Annotated in this window: 12 protein-coding genes; 10 read left to right on the top strand and 2 right to left on the bottom strand. The window is 32.2% G+C overall.

Annotated elements, in window-relative coordinates; genetic code table 11:
- Nucleotides 1-61 precede the first annotated feature (61 nt).
- From ACW9UN_RS00740 to ACW9UN_RS00755, 4 genes are read left to right on the top strand one after another with little or no spacing between them, the layout of a single operon-like run.
- Nucleotides 62-1,234 carry a BT3233 family polysaccharide utilization protein gene (locus ACW9UN_RS00740; protein WP_459483080.1) on the top strand — a complete coding sequence of 391 codons (1,173 nt, stop codon included), beginning with the start codon at nucleotides 62-64 and terminating at the stop codon, nucleotides 1,232-1,234.
- A 3-nt stretch (nucleotides 1,235-1,237) separates the two neighbouring features.
- Complete coding sequence (locus ACW9UN_RS00745) at nucleotides 1,238-2,224, top strand: TRAP transporter substrate-binding protein (RefSeq protein ID WP_459483081.1); 987 nt, start codon at nucleotides 1,238-1,240, stop codon at nucleotides 2,222-2,224.
- The gene (locus ACW9UN_RS00750) at nucleotides 2,224-2,694 is read left to right on the top strand and encodes a TRAP transporter small permease (protein WP_236548135.1); all 471 of its coding nucleotides are present in this window, start codon (nucleotides 2,224-2,226) and stop codon (nucleotides 2,692-2,694) included. Before ACW9UN_RS00745 ends, ACW9UN_RS00750 begins: the two co-directional genes overlap by 1 nt.
- A gap of 2 nt (nucleotides 2,695-2,696) precedes the next feature.
- On the top strand, nucleotides 2,697-3,995 hold the full coding sequence (locus tag ACW9UN_RS00755) for a TRAP transporter large permease (RefSeq protein ID WP_459483082.1): 1,299 nt from the start codon (nucleotides 2,697-2,699) through the stop codon (nucleotides 3,993-3,995).
- Between the two features lie 18 nt (nucleotides 3,996-4,013).
- Here the strand turns inward: ACW9UN_RS00755 and ACW9UN_RS00760 are convergent, their stop codons facing one another.
- Together ACW9UN_RS00760 and uxaC are read right to left on the bottom strand one after the other, a co-directional pair.
- The gene (locus ACW9UN_RS00760) at nucleotides 4,014-4,979 is read right to left on the bottom strand and encodes a Gfo/Idh/MocA family protein (RefSeq protein ID WP_459483083.1); all 966 of its coding nucleotides are present in this window, start codon (nucleotides 4,977-4,979) and stop codon (nucleotides 4,014-4,016) included.
- A 6-nt stretch (nucleotides 4,980-4,985) separates the two neighbouring features.
- Nucleotides 4,986-6,389 carry a glucuronate isomerase gene (uxaC, locus tag ACW9UN_RS00765; RefSeq protein WP_459483084.1) on the bottom strand — a complete coding sequence of 468 codons (1,404 nt, stop codon included), beginning with the start codon at nucleotides 6,387-6,389 and terminating at the stop codon, nucleotides 4,986-4,988.
- A 233-nt stretch (nucleotides 6,390-6,622) separates the two neighbouring features.
- Between uxaC and ACW9UN_RS00770 the strand changes: the two genes are divergently transcribed.
- The 6 genes from ACW9UN_RS00770 (at nucleotide 6,623) to ACW9UN_RS00795 (ending at nucleotide 21,622) form a co-directional block, all read left to right on the top strand.
- Entirely contained in the window at nucleotides 6,623-9,763 is a 3,141-nt protein-coding gene (locus ACW9UN_RS00770; protein ID WP_459483085.1) for a SusC/RagA family TonB-linked outer membrane protein, read from the top strand.
- Between the two features lie 13 nt (nucleotides 9,764-9,776).
- Nucleotides 9,777-11,687, top strand: a complete 1,911-nt coding sequence (locus tag ACW9UN_RS00775; protein WP_459483086.1) for a RagB/SusD family nutrient uptake outer membrane protein — start codon at nucleotides 9,777-9,779, stop codon at nucleotides 11,685-11,687.
- A gap of 34 nt (nucleotides 11,688-11,721) precedes the next feature.
- On the top strand, nucleotides 11,722-14,808 hold the full coding sequence (locus ACW9UN_RS00780) for a SusC/RagA family TonB-linked outer membrane protein (protein WP_459483087.1): 3,087 nt from the start codon (nucleotides 11,722-11,724) through the stop codon (nucleotides 14,806-14,808).
- Between the two features lie 25 nt (nucleotides 14,809-14,833).
- On the top strand, nucleotides 14,834-16,558 hold the full coding sequence (locus ACW9UN_RS00785; protein ID WP_459483088.1) for a RagB/SusD family nutrient uptake outer membrane protein: 1,725 nt from the start codon (nucleotides 14,834-14,836) through the stop codon (nucleotides 16,556-16,558).
- Between the two features lie 40 nt (nucleotides 16,559-16,598).
- Nucleotides 16,599-17,762, top strand: coding sequence for a DUF5627 domain-containing protein (locus ACW9UN_RS00790; RefSeq protein ID WP_459483089.1), 1,164 nt, complete (start codon nucleotides 16,599-16,601; stop codon nucleotides 17,760-17,762).
- Nucleotides 17,763-18,094: 332 nt separating this feature from the next.
- Nucleotides 18,095-21,622, top strand: coding sequence for a family 78 glycoside hydrolase catalytic domain (locus tag ACW9UN_RS00795; protein ID WP_459483090.1), 3,528 nt, complete (start codon nucleotides 18,095-18,097; stop codon nucleotides 21,620-21,622).
- Nucleotides 21,623-21,664: the final 42 nt, after the last annotated feature.

The raw sequence follows: 21,664 nt of genomic DNA on the forward strand, positions 1-21,664 counted from the left end.
ATATTAAAAATTCAGACCTTTCAGGTTTCTAAAACCTGAAAGGTTTAAACAATCAATCTAAATGAAAAAAATAGTTCTCTTTTTTCTTACGGTTTCTCTTTTTGTCAATTGTGATAAAAAAGCTGAAATTGTTTCAACAGTAACAGTAAAAAATACTTTAAATATTGATAGAGATTTTGAAACAGTTGAAGTAGATATTTCTGAAATAGCAGCAGAAAAACAAGCTAATTTAGTTGTTTTAGATGATGAAAATAAAGTTGTTACTTCTCAAATTGTAGATGCTGATTTAGATGGTAAAAATGATGTAATTTTATTTCAACCATCAATTAAAGCAAACGCTACAAAAACATATACGTTATCAATTTCTGATAAAAAACAAGACTCAGTAATTAATTACTGTTATTCTCGTTTTGTACCAGAAAGAACAGATGATTATACTTGGGAAAACAATAGAGTTGCCTTTAGAACTTTTGGTCCAGTAGCCCAAAAAATGGTAGAAGATGGTGTAAAAGGAGGAACCTTGTCTAGCGGAATTGATGCATGGTTAAAACGTGTAGAATACCCAATTATCAATTTATGGTATAAAAGAAACGATGAAAAGAAAGGAGCATATCATAAAGACCATGGTGAAGGTGTAGATAATTTTCATGTGGGTGTAAGTAGAGGTATTGGTGGCACTGCTGTAAAAGTAGATACTTCTTTTTATTTCTCGAGAAATTTTACTTCTTACAAAACCATTACCACAGGTCCGTTAAGAACCAGTTTTGTGTTAACCTATGCTACTTGGGATGCTAATGGTAAACAAATCGATGAAACCAAACACATCTCTTTAGATTATGGTCAAAATTTAACACGTTTTGAGATTGATGTAAAAGGAACAGAAACCATTTCATCAGGAATTACATTACACAAGAAAAAAGGGGTTACCAATCAAAATGATGCTAACTTTTGGGTAAGTCATTGGGAAACCTTAGACGATTCTGAAGTAGGAACAGGAATTGTAACTACAAAACCCTATTTTTCAGGTTCAGAAAAATATATTACATCTAGAAAAGACGAAAGCAATCATTTTCTACATTTAAATGTAGTTAACGGAAAAGTAATTTTCTACAGTGGTTTTGGATGGAAAAAAAGTAAGCAGTTTGCAACTCAACAAGAATGGGAAAATTATTTGTCAGATTTCTCAAAAAAAATAAATACTCCATTAATAGTAACCAAAACTAATCAGCTTTAAACAATGAAGAAGCAACACTTTTTTCAATCCATATTTGTTTTAACTTTATCGTTATTCTTTTTTGGTTGTCAATCAGAATCGTCAGTGAAAACCTTACGTTTAGGTCACACTTTAGATACCCAGCATCCTGTACATAAGGCAATGGTTATCTTTGGGGAAGAGCTAAAAAAAGAATCTGATGGAAAGTTATTATTAAATATTTATCCAAGTAGTCAATTAGGTGGCGAAAGAGAATGTTTAGAATTATTACAAATTGGTAGTTTAGATATTACTAAAGTTTCTGCAGCAGTTTTAGAAAATTTTATACCAGAATATAAAGTATTTAGTGTGCCTTATATGTTTAGAGATAAAGCACATACATTTAGCGTTTTTGATAGTGAAATTGGTGAAAGTTTATTGTTAAAAGGTGAAAAATTTAGACTTCGAGGATTGACATTTTACGATGCTGGAAGTAGAAGTTTTTACATGAAAGAAGCACCTATAAAATCGCCAGCAGATTTAAAAGGAAAAAAGATTAGAGTACAAAAAAGTAATATGGCTGTGGCTATGGTGAATGATTTGGGAGGTTCTCCAACACCAATATCTTGGGGAGAATTGTACACTGCATTACAACAAGGAGTTGTTGATGGTGCAGAAAATAATCCACCAAGCTTTTATACCTCAAAACACTATGAGGTTTGTAAGTTTTATTCTTTGGATGAACATACAGCTGTGCCAGATGTTTTGTTAATAGGTACAGATACTTGGAGCCGTTTAAACGAACAAGAGAGAGTATGGGTAAGAAAAGCGGTTAAAGTAAGTGCTATTGCGCAAAGAAAATTATGGGCAGATTCAGAAAAAGAATCTTTAGAAGCAGTAAAAAAAGCAGGTGTACAAATTGTTTATCCTGATAAAAAACCTTTTGAAGAACAAACCAAAGGAATTTTAGAAATGTTTGATGGAAATGAAGAAATGAAAACACTTATTACTTCTATAAAAAATAAACAATAATGAGAGCAAAAATAGATAGCGTTTTAGAAAAATTAGTGCTTTTTATATTAGTGCTGATGTTAGTTAGTGTCGTTTGGCAAGTCTTTTCGAGATTTGTATTAAGAGCACCAAGTACCATTACTGATGAAATTTCTAGTTTCTCATTAATTTGGGTAGGTTTGTTAGGAGCAGCCTATGCAGCAGGTAAAAATTTGCATTTGGCAATTGATTTAATCCCTGAAGATGTTGTTAAAAAAAGACAAGGTTTGTTTAACGGAATTGTATTTATATCTATAGCCGTTTTTGCATTAACAGTAATGATTATTGGTGGATTTAGATTGGTGCAATTAAGTTTTCAGTTTGGCCAAACATCAGCAACCTTAGAAATCCCTTTAGGATTTATTTATATGGTAGTTCCAATTTCTGGAGTTTTAATTTGCTACTATAGTATCGATACATTAATCAATTTAAGAAAATTAAATAAAGCATAATTATGAATTTAGTAGAAGTCCTTATTTTAGTTATCAGCTTTTTGGTTTTCTTATCATTAAGAGTGCCTATAGCGTTTGCAATTGGTTTAGCAGCGTTATTTACATTATTAAGTGCTATGCCATTTTTACCATCGGTAACTACATTGGCGCAAAGAATGGCAACTTCTTTAGATAGTTTTACACTCTCTGCAATCCCGTTTTTTATTTTAGCAGGTCAAATTATGAACAGAGGAGGAATTGCAGTTCGGCTCATCAATTTTGCCAAAGCCATAGTTGGACCCCTTCCTGGTGGTTTAGCTTTTGTAAACATTATTTCTTGTATGTTATTTGGAGCTATTTCTGGTTCTGCAGTTGCAGCAGCATCTGCAATTGGTGGGTTTATGAATCCGATGATGGAAAAAGATGGGTATGACAAATCGTTTAGTGCAGCTGTAAATATTACCAGTGCAACAACAGGTTTAATTATACCACCTAGTAATGTGCTCATCGTTTACTCTTTAGCAAGTGGTGGAGTTTCTATTGCAGCCTTATTTATTGCGGGTTATGTTCCAGGTTTATTAATTGGTTTAGCTTTAATGATTGTAGCTTTAATCTACTCAATCATTAAAAAATATCCAACAGACAAGTTAGTAGGTTTTAAAGAGTTCTTTAAAAGATTTGTAGATGCTTTCCCAAGTTTGATGTTGTTAGTTTTAGTAATTGGAGGGATTGTAGCTGGAATTTTTACAGCCACAGAAGCTTCAGCAATTGCAGTAATTTACACGTTAGTTTTAGGTTTTGTATACAAAGAAATTACCTTTAAAGATATTTCTCCAATATTGTTAGAAACCATTAAAACCTCAGCAATTGTTTTGTTGTTAGTTTCTACCTCTATTGCTATGTCTTGGGTAATGAGTTACGAAAATATTCCACAAGAAATTAGTAATACACTATTATCTATTAGCGATAATCCCATTGTAATTTTAATCATCATCAACTTAATTCTATTGTTTGTAGGTGTTTTTATGGATATGACTCCAGCAGTTTTAATCTTTACACCAATCTTTTTACCAATTGTTACAGAATTAGGTATGGATCCAATTCACTTCGGAATTATCATGATTATGAACTTATGTATTGGATTATGTACACCACCAGTTGGTTCTGTGCTCTTTGTAGGTTGTAGTGTAGCAAATCTAAAAATACAGCAAGTAATTAGGCCACTATTGCCACTCTTTTTGGTGATGATTGGTGTGCTTTTGTTAATTACGTATTTCCCAGATTTAACACTTTGGTTGCCAAGAGCTTTTGATTTGATTTAAGAAGTTTAGCTTAAATAATTAAGTTGTAAATACATCTAATATCTTCATAACTTCAACACCATCATTAATTGAACATGGGTTTGTTGCTTTTTCTAAAAAGTAGTTTACAGTTTGTTCAATTAAAGGCTGTTGAACATGTGCAGGATTTTCAAAAGAAAATACCTCCTCTTTGTCTGTAGTATTTAAAAACACTTTTTCACCGTAAAAAGAAAAAGTAATTGTGCCTTTTTCACCGTAGATTTTACATTCATCTTTTACCTCTTTTTCTGAGGCAATAAAATTCCAAATTCCTCTAAATTGCACTCCGTTTTCGAATTCAATAATTCCATTTACAATATCTGCAACTTTATTATTTTGGGTTGAGGTTGCATAACCTTCAGCTTTTTCGATGTTACCAAAATAATGATACATTAAATCTATTTGATGAGGCGCAATGTCGTGAAAATAACCACCACCAGATGTTTCTGGTTGTAATCTCCAATTGTCATCTGTTTTGGCAATTACATTATTTGTAGTGGATTGTAAAATGCTAATATTTGCAAAATGTACTTTACCAATACTATTTGCTTCTAATAACTCTTTTACTTTTTGAAAAGCAGGTAAATTTCTTCTATAATGTGCAACTACTATTTTATCATTTTTATTTACCAAGGCTTCCAGTTCTAGTGCTTCATCAGCATCTATGGTCATAGGTTTTTCTAAATACACAAATTTGCCAGCTGATAAACATTTTTTTGCTATTTCTAAATGTGTAGAGGGTGGAGTTGCAATATACAGCGCATTTATTTCTGGATGATTGATAATAGCATCAACAGTATCATAAAAAAAAGGTACATTGTGTCTTTTAGCAAAATCTTGAGCTTTTTCACCATTTCTTCGCATCACAGCAACCAACTCAGAATTGGCTACTTTTTGAAAAGCAGGTCCACTTTTTACTTCTGCAACATCACCACAACCAATAATTCCCCATTTAATCGTATTCATATGTTTTTATTTAAAGTTGAAATAGTTTTTCGCATTATGATAACAAATATCGCTTACAATTTTACCTAAAAATGCTTCATCAGCAGGTAACTCTCCATTTTCAACATCAGTACCAATTACATTACATAAAATACGTCTAAAGTATTCGTGTCTTGGAAAAGATAAAAAGCTTCTAGAATCTGTTAACATTCCTACAAAACAAGACAACAAACCTAAATTAGATAAGGTATTTATTTGTTTTTCCATGCCATCTTTTTGGTCTAAAAACCACCAAGCAGCACCATATTGCATTTTCCCTTTAATAGTACCATCATTAAAATTTCCAACCATAGTTGCAAAAACTTCACTATCTGCAGGATTTAAATTGTAGACAATTGTTTTTGTCAATTGATTTGTGCTATCTAATTTATTTAAGACACCACTTAAAGCTTTTGCTTGAGATAAATCACCTATAGAATCAAAACCAGTATCTGGTCCCAGTTCATCTAGTAATCTTTTGTTATTATTTCTAATTGCACCTAGGTGAAACTGCTGTGTCCAGCCAATTTTGTGATACATTTTACAAAGTTCAATTACTGTTTTAAATTTAAAGAAATCAACTTCTTCTACAGTTAAAGCTTGATTGTCTTTTACTTTGTTAAAGAGGGTTTGTATATCATAAATGTCACTTTCAAAAAACGACAACTGCTCAAAACCATGATCAGATAATCTACCTCCATTATCATTAAAGAAGTTAATCCTACTTTCTAAAGCGCTTAGTAAATCATCGTAATTATGTATGTTAACCTTCGATACTTTTTCAAGTTTAGTTAAATATTCATTATAAGTTTTGGTGTTCTCAACAGCAAAAGAATTATCGGGTCTAAAAGTAGGGAATGCCTGAACTTTTGAAGCATCTTTTTGAATAGCAATATGATATGCTAAAGAATCTGCAGGATCATCTGTAGTACACAAACTTTCTACATTTTGCAATTTTAATAATCCGTTTGCAGAATGTGATTTTTGCTGTAAAATTTTCGAGGTTTTCTCATAAATTTCTTCAGCATTTTCTGGGGTCAAAATTTCATCAATATCAAAATAGGCTTTTAACTCTAAAGCAGTCCAATGAAACAGTGGGTTTTTAATAGTATAAGGTACAACTTCGGCCCATTTTAAAAATTTTTCTTTATCAGTAGCATTACCAGTAATGTATTTTTCATCAATACCGAAAGCACGCATTGCACGCCATTTGTAGTGGTCTCCATACAACCAAACTTGGGTGATGTTTTCAAATTGAGTATCTTCAGCAATCTGCTTAGGAGATAAATGGTTGTGGTAATCTATAATAGGTAGTTTTTTAGCAATATTATGGTACAATTTTTTTGAAAAATCGTTTTGAAGTAAGAAGTCTTCTGTAAGGAATTGATTCATAGGTACTAGAGAAAAAAAGTTAAATATTATGGCAAAGATACAATCTTAACATGTTTTTTTAAAAGCAAATTATTAATCAAAATTTAATATAAATAGGTTAGGATAACATATATTTCAGTATAGTACAGGATGCGCGATGCTTGTGTAATTCGTAAAATTGTACATTGTTTGTTATGAGTGTTTTAACAGAACAGTTAATCAACGAAATAATTTATTTTAAATTGAATTTAAAAATGAAAAAAACTTTTAAAAAACGAAATCCTTTACTGAGACTAACGTATGTTCTTGTTCTCGTACTTTCGGGTTTTACAAATTCTAATTTATCAGCTCAAGAGAAAGTAACTGGTTCCGTTTCTGATAAAGATGGTAATCTTTTACCAGGAGTAAGTATTTTACAGAAAGGAACTACAAACGGAATTAGTTCTGATTTCGATGGTAATTATGCCATAACTTTAAAGCCAGGTGAAAAAATATTGATATTTTCTTACTTAGGTTTTAAAACACGTGAAGTTCCAGTAAAAAACCAAAAAGTAATTAATGTAATCCTAAATGAAGCCTCAGAAAGCTTAGATGAAATTGTTATTGTTGGTTATGGAACGCAAAAAAAAGAAAGCGTTGTTGGGGCAATTACACAAGTAAAAGGAGAGGATTTAATGGAAAGGACAGCTGGTATAGCCAATATGGAAGAAGCATTGCAAGGTAATTTACCGGGTGTTACTGCTATTCAAGGTAGTGGGGTTCCTGGGCAAAACAATATGAGAATTTTTGTTCGAGGTAGAAGTTCTTGGAATGGTGAAGGTGGTCCTCTAGTGCTAGTAGATGGTATTAAGAGGTCAATGTCAGATATAGATATGAATGATGTAGAAAATATATCTGTGCTTAAAGATGCTTCTGCTACCGCAGTTTTTGGTGTAGAAGGTGCTAATGGGGTAATAATAATTACTACTAAGCGTGGTAAAATAGGTAAAGCACAACTATCGCTAAGTGTTAATTCTACTATTAAAATGGTTTCTCAATTGCCAGAGAAGTTAGATTCTTACAATGGCTTATTAGAAGCAAATAGTGCTATTTTAAGAGGTATAGCTCAAGCACCAAATACATGGAATAATTATACCCCATTGCCAATTGTAGATAGATATCGTAACCCTTCTAGTTTAGAACAAAGTTATATTTATCCTAATGTTGATTGGGAAGATGAGTTGTTGAAAGATTTTGCACAAGATTACAGAGTTAATTTGTCTGTGCGCGGTGGAAATAAAAAGACTAAATATTTTGGTAGTTTAGCTTATCAAACCGTAAGTGATATTTTTGATGGCGGTAAATACGACAATGGAAGAGGTTATTTAGGTCAGTATAAATATGATAGATTCAACTTTAGATCTAATATAGATTTTAATATAACCAATACAACTGAATTCTCAGTTAGTTTAGGTGGTTATATGGGGGTTAGAGAAAGCCCTGGTTCAATAGGTAATGTAACTAATGGACTATACTTAATAGCTCCAACTCTTTACCCTCCTGTGTATCCTGATGGAATTTATGGAAACCCTTTTAGCTATTTTAATGTGTACGTAAATCCTGTAGAGACTTTACAGGCTAATGGTTATAATACGTTTAGAACTTTTCAAATCAATACTGATTTTATTCTAAAACAAAAACTAGATTTTATCACTAAAGGTTTGTCGTTTCAAGGACGATTTTCTTTAGATAATACTCAAAGAAGTAGACAAGATTTGAATGACGGAGGTGTAATCCGTAGGGTTTATGATGGAGATCAGGAGATTCTTCTTACTCCAGATGTAACTACTCGATTTGGTTATGTACAAGATCCATGGAATTTAGAAACTTCAGAAGTAGAAGAGGGACAACGACAACGTAGAATGGTCTATGACTTTTCATTCAATTACAATAGAACTTTTGCGGACAAACATAACTTAACGGCTCTATTTTTAGTGAGAAGACAAGAATCAGCAAGTGGTAGTGGAGGTGTTAATGCTTTTCCAAGATATCGAGAAGATTGGGTAGGAAGGGTAACTTACAACTACGACTCAAGATACTTTTTAGATATAAATGGTGCTTACAATGGTTCCGAAAAATTTGGTCCAGGGTTTCGTTTCGATTTATTCCCATCTATAGCGTTAGGTTGGACTATTACAAATGAATCCTTTATGGAAAAAAGTGAAGATTGGCTTAACAATCTTAAAATTAGAGGTTCTTATGGTCTTGTTGGAGATGATAATTTTAATGGTAGGTGGAGATATATTACGCAATGGGAATCTGGTAGCTCTGCATATTTAGTTCCAAGTTCGTATCAAGGTAATAATGGAAGATCTCCTTATAACTTTTATAGAGAAGCTATAGTAGGAAACCCAAACCTACAATGGGAAGAGGCCGTTAAATATAATATAGGTGCAGAGTTTTCATTATTTAATGGTTTACTAACTGGTGAACTAGATTATTTTGCAGAAGATCGAGATAATATTGTAATTGTTGGTAATCAAATACAAACGTTACCAGATTTTTATGGAGCAACGCCTCCAGATATTAATAAAGGTATCGTTGAAATTAGAGGTTATGAGATTGTTTTGGGGTCTAGTTATACTTTCAGTAACGGTTTAAATATTTTTGGTGATTTCAATTTTACGCAAGCTATAGATAAAGTAATATTAAGAGATGATCCAGAATTACAAGCCGATTATCTAAAAGATGCAGGTTTTAATATTGGGCAAGGTAGATCAGCTATTCCTGCAGGTATTCTAACAAGTTGGGATGACGTGTATATGTCAACTCCACAAAATCAAAATCAAGATTTAACACGAGTAGGATATTATGATGTTGTAGATTTTGATGGAGATGGTATTTATAATAATAATTTTGATAATGCACCATTTGGTTATCCAAATCAACCTCAAAGAACCTGGAGCGCTACTCTAGGAGCCAGATACAAAGGTTTTAGTATTTCAGCTCAGCTGTATGGTACCCAAAATGCATCTAGATTGTTCAGTAACAATACTTTTAGTAATTCAACACCTTTAATCTTTACGCAAGATTTAGATTATTGGACTGTAGATACGCCAAATAATACAGATACTCAACCATCATTTGGAGTTCAAGGTGCAACAAATCCTAGAGATAATTGGTTAGATTCATCTTTAACAAGGCTTAGAGCAGTTTCTTTGACTTATGATATTCCTAGTAAAACTTGTAAAAAACTTGGACTTAAAAAACTTCAAGTTTTTGCAAACGGTAACAACCTGTTCTTATGGTCAAATATGCCAGATGATAGAGAGTTCAATACAGGTGGTGGAGGACAGCAAAGAGGTGATTACCCTACATTAAAAAGATTCAACTTTGGTTTTAATATGAATTTCTAAAAAATAAGTAAAAATGAAAAACTATATAAATAAAATACTAATAATTTTAGGACTCGTATTTTTCTTTTCTTGCGAGGACTATTTAGATGTGGCGCCAGACGCAGTTATAGACGAAGAGGTGGTTTTTTCTACCTTTAAAAATGCACAAGGCTTTGTAGAAGAAATGTATGCATTAGTGGTCTCTTATGAACAACAAGGGCATACCTTTCAAGATTTTCTTTTAGGTGATGATGGTTTTGTTGATAGACCTACAAAAGCAAGTGGAGATATTGACGCAGGTAGATTTAATGATGTAATAAGAGACAATTTTGTTTACCTAAACAATCACCTTAATTCTAATTATGGATCAACAGGTACTAACTCTGCCAATGTTGAAAACAACAATTCTTTCAATAGACAACGACCAGGCTTGTATGATGGTAGTTTACGTGGTATTCGTAAAGCTAATATTGTAATTAGAAACGTAGAAGAGTTAGATTTAATGGTAAATGCAACTCAAGCAGAAAAAGATGTTATTCTTGGACAAGCCTACTTTTTTAGAGCATTTTTTCATAATGAAATTATGAAATTTTGGGGCCGCTATCCTTATATAGACAAGGTGTTAATAGATGATTTTGAATTACAACGACCTGAGACTTATAAAGAAGTTGCTTTAAGGGCAAACGAAGATTATAAAAAAGCTATTGAATTATTACCTGTAGATTGGGATAATGAACCTTATGGGCAACTTACACGTGGCGAAAATATGGGTAGACTTACTAAGGGTACAGCATATGCTTTTCAAGGTAAAAACTTACTTTTAGCAGCAAGCCCATTAATGAAAGGAAACAATGTTAGTATAGCCACTTACGACTATGATAAAGAATTATGCGATATGGCAGTAGAAGCTTTTTCTGGAATTCTTAAATTAGCTGACCAAGGACGTTATGGTTTAGCTACTTCATTGGACGAATTAGATGAAGTATTTTGGAAGTCACCAGCACCAGGTGCTTGGCCAGGAAGCACAGAATTTATATTTGCTGCAACTGGAGGTAATCAAGTACAAGCAACAAGATTTATGACGTCTGGTGTATCTAAAGTTATTCATACCAATTCTGGTGGATATGAAGTTATAAGTCCTACACACAACTTTATTCATAATAATTTTGGGATGGCTAACGGACTTTCTATAGAAGATGATCTTAGTGGTAAGTATGGCCCAACATTATTTAACCCTACTAAACCTTTCGAAAACAGAGATCCACGTTTTTATAAATGGCATATCATAGATGGTGATGTTATTGATCCTGGAGCCGATGACCCTCATAAAACTGCACAGCTTTGGTTTGAATCGTCTACAGTAAAAGGTATTCATAGAAGTAATAATGCAGAAAACATCAAAATATTGAATAATACTGGATATATGTGGACAAAGTTTTTTCCTAAAGTTGATGGTAAGTATCATACCAGATGGAATCCTATTATAAATCAATACGTTGGTGTACGAATGCACATGAGACTTACAGATGTTTATTTAATGTATGCAGAAGCATTACACGCTTCAAAAGGCGCAACTACAACGCCACCTTCTTACAGCTTAACTGCTGAAGGAGCTATTAATTTATTACGTACTAGAGCAGGAATACCTAATGTAAATGCTAGTATTGTTGCAGATAATAACAAGTTTATGGATGAATTAAGAAGAGAAAGAGCTGTAGAGTTAAGTTACGAAGCACACAGATGGGTAGATATTAGACGATGGGGCTTGGCTCATTTAGATAAATACAAAAGAAAGTTAGCTTTAAATTTCCCAGAGAATAGAAGTAGTTTTACAGAATCGCTTCTTGTTGAAAGAATATGTGAGTTTCCTAAGCATTATTGGTTACCATTTCCTGTAGAACAAACATTAATTTACCCTGGTTTTTCTCAAAACCCTGGATGGTAATCTTGTATAAATCCGCTTAAATTATTAAGAAAAAATGAAAATAAATAAATTATATAAGTTATTTACTTTGCTTAGCTTAACCATGTTTTGCTTTAGTAATTTTACAATGGCTCAAACAAATGGCACAGAAGTAACAGCAACTGTAGTTGATGAACAAGGTACCCCAATAAATAATGTTAATGTCTTTAATGCAAATGGAGATAAGGTTTCTTCGGATGTTAATGGACAGTTTAAAATTATATTACAAGATGATGAAGAATCGGTATCACTAGAAAAAAAGGGTTACGAAACATTAATTTTAACCTTGACCGATTTAACGGGTAATATAACCATGAAAAAATCTCTTTTCTTAGCTTCAGAAGAAGATGAACTACAGTTGGGAGTTGTCACTAAAAACAAACGTAATATTGTAGGGGCTATCACTTCAATTAACCCTAAAGACAGATTAACCTTTGATAATACACAGCGTGTAAGAAATTACATCAATGGTTTGATGTTAGGTGTAAGAGGCTCTGGTAATATTAGAGGTATTGGTGGTGCAAATGATGCAGTTTTTGTAATTGATGGTGTTATTGGGCGTGATCCTAATATACTAAATATGGAAGAGGTTGAGCAGATAACGGTGTTAAGAGATGCTAATTCTGTTGCGCTTTACGGTAGTCAAGGAAGAAATGGTGTTATTGTTATTAATACCAAACGTGGAAAAGCTAATAAAAAAGAAGTTAAAGTTAATGCGCTTTCTAGTTATAGTATACCTATTTCCTTACCTAAATATTTAGGATCAGTAGATTATATGAACCTTTTTAACGAGGCAAGAAATAATGATGGGTTATCCGATTTTTACCCTCAATCTTTTATTCAAGAATTTAATTCAAGTTCAAACAGATTTGAATACCCAGATTTAGACTTGTATTCAAAACAATTTGTACAGCCTCTAGTGGTTTCTACAAATGTGATTACAGAATTTTCTGGAGGAAATGAAAATAATCAATACTATGTTAATGTAGGTTGGAATCGTAATGGATCATGGGTTGATATTAATGATGATATTAATGCAGGAACTAATCGTTTTAATGTAAGGGGTAACATAGATTTTAGAGTAAACGATTGGATTACTAGTAGTTTTGATGGTATAGTTGTTATAAGTACAGAAAAGTCATCTAGAGGCAATTTGTTAAATGCTGCAACTACCTTAAGACCTAATACATACTCTCCATTTTTACCTATAGATTTGCTTAATACTAATGACCCTGTTATTGTAGGGCAACTAGATGCTGCAAACACATTTAATGGTATGCTTTTAGGATCAACTCAACAGTTTGGCGCAGATGCCCCTGTAGCTTTAGCTATTGCTGGAGGATATCAAAACACCGTTTTTCGTTCAACTCAGTTTAACAACACAATCAATTTTGATTTAGATAGAATTACAAAAGGTTTATCAGCTAAAACGTATTTAAGTTTTGATTTTTATGATTCTTACAATGCTACAATTGCCAATCAATTCAAAACCTATGAACCAACTTGGCAAGATGGTAGCATAATTGGTCTTAATGTTTTTGGTGAAGACCTAAAAGATCAAAGAGAAAATCTTAGTACCAATAATTTTATTTCACGATTTGGTTTTTATGGATTAGTAAATTATGATACTACTTTAGCTAAAAATCATTCTTTAAATACAACTTTTTTAGGTTTTTTTAATTCTCAAAGGCAAAATGATGCCAAACAAACAGACATTGATTCTCACTTAGGATTACAAACATCTTATGACTACAAAAAGAAATTATTTGTCGATTTTACTGCTACCTACGCAAACTCTATAAAATTGCCAGAAGGTAATAGAGGAGCACTATCACCAACCGGAGGTATAGCTTATGTTTTAAGTGAAGATGCTTTCTTAAAAAACAACAAGTTTATCAACTATCTAAAAATAAAGGCTTCAGGTGGTATTATAAAATCAGATAAAGGTATTACAGCACTTAATAGTGGTGGGTCTGTTAATAATAATGCTAGTGCTTACTTTTTATATGATTCAAATTACTCTAATGGCAATAATATTAATTGGGCAGATGGTAACTCTAATAACAGACAAAATATTACGCAGGGAGAAAACCTCAATTTAACATTTGAAGAACGAATTGATTTTAATTTAGGTTTCGAAACATATTTAATGAATTCACTATATGTAGAGGCCAATTACTTTAGAACAGAGCTTGACAAACAAATTACATTTTTACAAGATCAATACCCTTCTTTTTACGATACTTTTAGACCGTACGATAATTATAATAAAAACTTATACACTGGTTTTGAACTAGGTATCAATTACAATAAAAGTTACGAAGATCTTTCAATTAGTATAGGTGCTAACATATTATATAGTCAAACAGAAAGAACCAGAAGGTCTGAAGTATTTGCAGAAGACTACCTACAAACACAAGGAAAAGAAATTTCTACAATTTTCGGATTAGTTGATCAAGGTTTTTATTCTGAAGCAGATTTTACTACAGATATAAATGGAGATAGAGTTTTAAATACAGGTTTACCCGTACCTCAATTCGGTAATGTACAACCAGGAGATATAAAATATGAAGATAAAAACGGAGATAACATTATCGATAATGATGATAGAGTTGCTATTGGACAATCTAGTAGCCCTTGGACATATGCGTTAAATCTTAACTTAACCTATAAAAGATTTAACCTTTTTGTTTTAGCTACAGGTCAATCAGGTGCTATGAGTAATAAGTTAAGTAATAATTTTAACGAATACTATTCTGTTGATGGTAATGACAAATACTCAGAAGTTGTTATAGGACGATGGACACCAGAAACAGCAAATACAGCAACCTTTCCTAGGTTATCTTCGGTTACTAATCAAAATAATTTTAGAAATTCTACATTTTGGTTGTACAAAAATAATTTCTTTAATATTAGTAGAACTCAGCTCACTTATCAATTTACTAATGTTGTATGTGATAATTTAGGACTAGAAGATTTTAGTATGAATATATCTGGAACAAATTTATTCGAGATATCTGAGAATAGAAATATACGTCAATTAAGAATTGGTTCAGATCCTCTTGCTAGAACTTTTACACTAGGTTTAAGAGCATCATTTTAATTCAAACTATAAATTAGATTAACAAATGAAAAGTTTAATAAAAAATATATTAATTGTATTGGTTTTTGCTGGAATAATTGGTTGTGAATTGGAGCCAATTGATGAAAACCTAGTAACTTTCGACGACATCAGCACTTTTCCTGAAAGAGCAGAAGGGATATTATTAAATGGATATACAGGTCTCGTAAACCAATATTCATTTTCAGAAGCAGCAACTGATGATGCTGTCAATAACAACTTAAACAATAGCTATAAGCGAATTGCGTTAGGAGAGTTAAATGCACAATTTAACCCAGCAGCTCGTTGGGACAATTATGAACAAGTATTTTGGGTAAACCAATTCTTAAAAATTGTTGAAGAAGGAGAAACACAATGGAGTAGAGATACCTTAACTAATACAATGTTTGAAATGCGTATGAAAGGAGAAGCACTAGCTTTAAGAGCATTACATCATTTTTATGTCCTTCAAGCACATGCAGGTGTTGGTCAATCTGGTCAACTACTTGGTATTCCATATTTTACAGAATTTATTGAGTCTGATGGCAACTTTAATGTACCTCGTTTATCATTTGAAGCGTCTGTTCAAGCTATTATGGCAGATTTCGATGCAGCTTTAGAATTGTTACCTACAGATTACGGTCTAAGCGCAGCAAATGTAGATCCATGGTATTCAAGTTTAGAAGATTTTGATTATGCTAAATATGGAATAGTAAATGATAGCTTTTTTGACCTACGTATTTCTGGAAGAATAGTAAAAGCTTTAAAAGCACGTTTGGCACTTTTTGCAGCTAGCCCTTCTTATTTAGATAGCCAAAGTTATTATGAAATGGCAGCAACTAATGCCGCACAAATTTTAAATACTATTGGAGGGGTTGCTGGCTTAGATCCAAATGGTAATGAATTTTATGCTTCCGATGCTAACATTCAGAGTAGAGAGTCTCTTTGGCGTGGTTCTATAGGGGGCAATAGTACAACTTATGAAAGAAGAATGTTTCCACCATCAGTAAATGGAAATGGTGAAATAAATCCAACACATAACTTTGTGATGGCATTTCCAATGCAAGATGGCTTTCCTGCAACTGCATCAAACGGTTTCGACCCTCAAAACCCTTATGCTAACAGAGACCCAAGGTTAGAAAAATATGTTGTTGTTAATGGTGCTGAATATGGAGGAGGCACAATTAATACAGGTTTTGGAGGTGGAAATGATAGGTTAGATTCTATCCAAGGGCAATCTACAACTACAGGATATTATCTAAAAAAATTATTGCATCCAGAAGTTAGAATTAATAATGACGGAACTGCACAAGGTAAAAGACATGCCGATGTATATTTTAGATATACTGAATTGTTTTTAATTTTGGCAGAAGCAGCTAATGAAATTGCTGGTCCAGATCACCAAGTTGATGGTATTTCTGCTAGAGATGTAATTGCAGCAATTCGTAACAGAGCTGGTATAACACAACCAGATAATTACCTAGCATCAATTACAACTAAAGAGGCAATGCGTGAGCTTATTAGAAATGAACGTCGTATAGAATTAAGTTTTGAAGGACATAGATTCTGGGACATTAGAAGATGGGGATTACCTTTAAATGATGCGGCTAAAGGTTACTTTTTTGACGGAAATAATTATACTGAGTTGCCATCTGTTGAAATAAGAAATTATCAATCATTCGCAACGTATATGCCTATTCCAAATTCCGAGATATTAAAATTCTCTGAACTCGAGCAAAATAACGGATGGTAGTGTGTAATTTTGTAATTTAAAAGAATAAAAGATATTAAACATGAAAAAATATTTAGTAATATGCGTAATTGCCTTTAGTATATTGGCTTGCGAAAATCAGATAAATGATTTCCCTGATTTTGGTTCAACTTCAGTGTATTTCCCATTTCAAACACCAGTAAGAACATTAATTCAAGGGAAGTATGATTTAGGATTTAATGATAATGATAATAATGGGAGATTTGAAATTGGTGTTACTATGTCAGGAGTTTATAATAATGATATAGATCGAAAAGTACACTTTGAGTTAGCTCCTGACTTAATAGATGCAACTGCTTTAGGACTTGACACTGTAAATGTAGAGGTGTTGCCATCTTCATACTATACAATAGAACAAGAAAGTCCATTAACAATTCCTTCTGGTTCTATAAAAGGACGTATTCCTGTACAGCTATCAGATGCCTTTTTTGACGATCCAAAATCATTTGCAGAGTTTGGTGAAGTTCATTATGTAATTCCATTAAAAATTACAGATTATGAACAATTAGATTCGCTTTTAGTAGGTGTGCCAGCTGAAGGTGTTACAAGCCCTATCAGAATTAAAGCAGATGATTGGCAGTCATTGCCTAAAGACTATACTCTTTTTGGTATTAAGTATATGAATAAATACCAGGGAATCTACTTAAGACGAGGAGAGGATACAGCTTTAGGATCTAACGAATCAGTAACAGTTTATGCAAATGGAGATCCAACAGAAACTGTAACAGAAAACATCGAAGGTTCTACAGTGTATCGATCTGAATTTGTTGTTGAGGATGAGTTACTACCATTAGCAACATCTGGAAGAAATGAAGTAACAACTACTATTGCTGTTAGAAGACCTGGTAGTGCTACTAATAGTACATTATTTTTAAATTTAGCATTTAATGATAATGAAGAAATTACAGTAACTAATGCAGACCCTAATAGTAGTGTTACTGTAACTGGTACTGGAAATTTTGTAGAAGATGGAGATGAATGGGGAGGAAAAAGCAGAGATGTGATTTACTTAGATTTTCAATATCGAGAATTGGTAGTTGAAGTATCCGAGAATCGTTTCTTTGGTAGATTAATTTCCACAACTACCAATACATTCGACTTGTTACATACAGTTAAAGACACTTTAGTTATAAGAGATAGAGATGTTAAATTTGAAGAATTTACTATTAACTTAGAAAAACAATAAATTGAAACTATTCATCTTTTTGTAATTAGAAAATCAATAAAAGCACAGCCCTTCATTTTATAAAATGGAGGGTTTTTTATGTTATTTGACTAAGTGGAATGATTAAACCCAAAAAATATCATTAAACTGCAATACCATTTTAAAGAGAAAATATCAGAATTTATTAAAAAATTAAAACTAACTTAAAAATTAGCCTAAATATTTATATGTATTCATTGAAATTTCTCAGGATAGGACAGGATAGGGTTTTATACCCTAAGTATTACTTTTATCAATCATCAAACTTTAGTAAAGTCAAAATTAAGACAGTTAATATTTTAAGAAAACAAGATATGTTTAAAAATAGTTTTTTACTAGCACTACTTTGTGTTTTTAATGGTTTACTTTCAGTAAACGCCCAACAAAAAACAGATTCAGAAAAACCAAATATCATTTTTATTTTAACGGACGACCAGCGTTTTGATGCCATTGGTTATGCAGGAAATAAATTTGTAGCAACTCCAGAAATGGATGATTTGGCAAAATCAGGAACCTATTTTAAAACTGCAATTGTAACTACTCCTATTTGTGCTGCAAGTAGAACCAGTCTTTTAACAGGTTTATATGAAAGAGCACATAATTATAACTTTCAAACAGGTAATGTAAGAGATGAGTATATGGATAATTCTTATCCAAGATTACTAAAAGATAACGGATACTATACAGGTTTCTTTGGTAAGTATGGTACCAGATACAATCATTTAGATAAACAATTTCATGAGTACGATTCTTATGATAGAAATAACAGATTCAAAGATAAAAGAGGATATTATTATAAAACAATAGGCAAAGATACTGTGCATTTAACTAGGTATACAGGGCAACAAGCTATTGATTTTATAGATAAAAATGCAACAGGAGATAAACCTTTTTGTTTGTCTTTAAGTTTTAGTGCACCTCACGCACATGATAGAGCAGAAAAACAATATTTCTGGCAAAGTACTATGGATGAAATGTTGCAGAACACAACAATGCCAGAACCTGCCTTAGCTGATGAAAAATATTTTCTAGCGCAACCAAAAATAGTTAGAGATGGTTTTAATAGATTACGTTGGACATGGAGATACGACAATCCAGAAAAATACCAACATAGTATAAAAGGATACTATAGAATGATATCTGGTGTTGATGCTGAAATCAAAAAAATACGTGCAAAACTAAAAGAAAAAGGACAAGATAAAAATACAGTAATCATTGTTATGGGCGATAATGGTTACTTCTTAGGTGAGCGCCAGTTTGCTGGAAAATGGTTAATGTATGATAACTCAATTAGAGTGCCTTTAATTGTTTTTGATCCAAGAGTAAATAATCATCAAGATATTGATGATATGGTATTGAATATTGATGTTACACAAACCATTGCAGATTTAGCGGGAGTAAAAGCACCAGATTCTTGGCAAGGTAAAAGTTTAATGCCAATTGTTAGAAAAGAGAAAAAATCTATTGAAAGAGATACTGTTTTAATTGAGCATATCTGGGATTTTGAGAACATTCCTCCAAGTGAAGGTGTACGTACAAAAAAATGGAAATATTTTAGATATGTAAATGATAAAACAATTGAAGAACTGTACAATTTAGAAAAAGACCCACAAGAAATTAAAAACTTGGTTGGTAAAAGAAGATACAGAAAAGTTTTAGCAAATTTAAGAGCTAAAACAGACGATTTAATCAAAAAGAATAGCAATCACTTTAGAGCAGCCCCAACAGATTTAACAGTTGAGTTAATAAGAGCTCCAGAAACAGAAGTAGAAATTTTCGATTTAAAACCAGAATTTGGTTGGACAGTTCCACTAGGTGCAAAATACCAAGGAGCTTATCAAATTTTAGTAGCATCAAGCAAAGAAATTATCGATGCAAATAATGGTGATGTTTGGGATAGTAAAAGAGTAGCGTCATCAAAATCTACAGATGTTGAATATGGAGGAAAAGATTTGGAAATTGGTAAAACGTATTTCTGGAAAGTTAGAATTTGGGACGAAGCAAACAGATTGGTAGATTATGCAGAGCCTCAAAAATTTACGACTGGTAAAAGTGATAGTTATATCATATCCACAGAAAATAAATACATTACTACAAAAGTAAAACCTAAAAAGTTTGAAAAAAGAGGAGACTTTTATTTTATAGATTTTGGTAAAGCCGCTTTTGCAACCATGAATTTTAATTATGTAGCAAAAACACCTCATACAGTAACTGTTAGAGTGGGTGAAATGTTAAATGATAAAGGCAATGTAAACAGAGTTGTGCCAAAAAGAAGTAACATTCGTTACCAAGAATTAAAGGTTGATGTAAAACCTGGTAAAACTCAATATCAGATAAAAGTACAATCAGATGAAAGAAATACAAGAGCCAACAAAGCAGTTCCTTTGCCAGATGGTTTTCCTACTTTAGTTCCTTTTAGATATGCAGAAATAGAAGGATTTGAAGGAGAACTAAAAGCAGAAGATTTTACACAATTGGCTTTCCATAGCTATTGGGATGAACAGGCAAGTAGTTTTAAGAGTAATAATGATGTTTTAAATCAAGTTTGGGATTTATCAAAATACTCTATAAAGGCAACTACATTTAATGGATTGTATGTAGATGGAGATAGAGAACGTATTCCTTATGAAGCAGATGCATACTTAAATCAATTAAGTCATTATACAACAGATAGAGAATATGCAATGGCAAGAAGAACCATTGAGTATTTTATGAAAAATCCAACATGGCCAACTGAATGGCAACAACACGTTCCTTTATTAATCTATGCAGATTATATGTACACAGGAAATACAGAGTTGATAGAACGTTATTATGAGCCTTTAAAGCACAAATCTTTATTCGAATTATCTAATGAAGATGGATTAATTACATCAACTAAAGTTGATGCAGAATTTATGAGAAAGTTAGGTTTTCCTGACGGATACAGAAAACCATTAACAGATATTGTTGACTGGCCTTCTAAGAACTTTGCAGGTAGTAAAACAAAAGGAGAACGTGATGGTTTTGTATTTAAACCTTACAGTACCGTAATTAACTCTTTCTTTTACGAGAATATGAAAATTATGGCAGAGTTTGCTAAGTTACTAGGCAAAACACAAGAGGCTTTAGATTTTGAGTATAGAGCTGCAAAAGCTAAAAAAGCAGTTAACGAACAAATGTTTAATAAAGAAAAAGGTATTTATGTAGATGGTATTGGTACAGATCATTCATCTTTACATGCTAATATGATGCCTTTAGCATTTGGTTTGGTTCCTGAGGAGCATTACCAATCTGTAGTAGATTTTGTAAAATCTAGAGGAATGGCTTGTAGTGTTTACGGAGCACAATTTTTAATGGACGGTTTATACAATGCAGGTGAGGCAGATTATGCATTAAAATTGTTAGCAAGTAAAGCTAAAAGAAGCTGGTATAATATGATTCGTGTAGGTTCTACTATTACTTTAGAAGCTTGGGATTACGAGTATAAGATAAACTTAGACTGGAATCACGCTTGGGGTGCAGCTCCTGCAAATGTAATTCCTAGAGGTTTATGGGGTATTAAACCTAAAACACCAGGTTTTGGTATTGCTACTATTAAACCTCAAATGAGTAATTTAAAAAATAGCGAGATAGAAGTACCAACTGTAAGAGGAACTATCAAAGCAAAATATACTTATAATGGAAGAAGATTACAGACGTATGAAATTGAAATTCCAGGAAATATGGTTGCAGAATTCTCTTTAAATGGTTCAGAAGGAAAAGAGTTTATCCATAATGGAAAAAGTGTTCCTTCAGCATTTAAAATTGTAAGATTAACACCAGGTAAACATACCATTCAATTAAAAATTAATTCTTTTTAAATTTTATGAGTACTGTAATTTTTTAAAATATAATAGACAAAA

Source organism: Polaribacter litoreus, from assembly GCF_054584775.1.

Bases quoted from the DNA above. Each gene is read 5' to 3' on its own strand.
- ACW9UN_RS00785 (WP_459483088.1), top strand. From the start codon at position 14,834: ATGAAAAGTTTAATAAAAAATATATTAATTGTATTGGTTTTTGCTGGA.
- ACW9UN_RS00750 (WP_236548135.1), top strand. From the start codon at position 2,224: ATGAGAGCAAAAATAGATAGCGTTTTAGAAAAATTAGTGCTTTTTATA.
- ACW9UN_RS00755 (WP_459483082.1), top strand. From the start codon at position 2,697: ATGAATTTAGTAGAAGTCCTTATTTTAGTTATCAGCTTTTTGGTTTTC.
- uxaC (WP_459483084.1), bottom strand. From the start codon at position 6,389: ATGAATCAATTCCTTACAGAAGACTTCTTACTTCAAAACGATTTTTCA.
- ACW9UN_RS00740 (WP_459483080.1), top strand. From the start codon at position 62: ATGAAAAAAATAGTTCTCTTTTTTCTTACGGTTTCTCTTTTTGTCAAT.
- ACW9UN_RS00795 (WP_459483090.1), top strand. From the start codon at position 18,095: ATGTTTAAAAATAGTTTTTTACTAGCACTACTTTGTGTTTTTAATGGT.
- ACW9UN_RS00770 (WP_459483085.1), top strand. From the start codon at position 6,623: ATGAAAAAAACTTTTAAAAAACGAAATCCTTTACTGAGACTAACGTAT.
- ACW9UN_RS00775 (WP_459483086.1), top strand. From the start codon at position 9,777: ATGAAAAACTATATAAATAAAATACTAATAATTTTAGGACTCGTATTT.
- ACW9UN_RS00790 (WP_459483089.1), top strand. From the start codon at position 16,599: ATGAAAAAATATTTAGTAATATGCGTAATTGCCTTTAGTATATTGGCT.
- ACW9UN_RS00745 (WP_459483081.1), top strand. From the start codon at position 1,238: ATGAAGAAGCAACACTTTTTTCAATCCATATTTGTTTTAACTTTATCG.
- ACW9UN_RS00780 (WP_459483087.1), top strand. From the start codon at position 11,722: ATGAAAATAAATAAATTATATAAGTTATTTACTTTGCTTAGCTTAACC.
- ACW9UN_RS00760 (WP_459483083.1), bottom strand. From the start codon at position 4,979: ATGAATACGATTAAATGGGGAATTATTGGTTGTGGTGATGTTGCAGAA.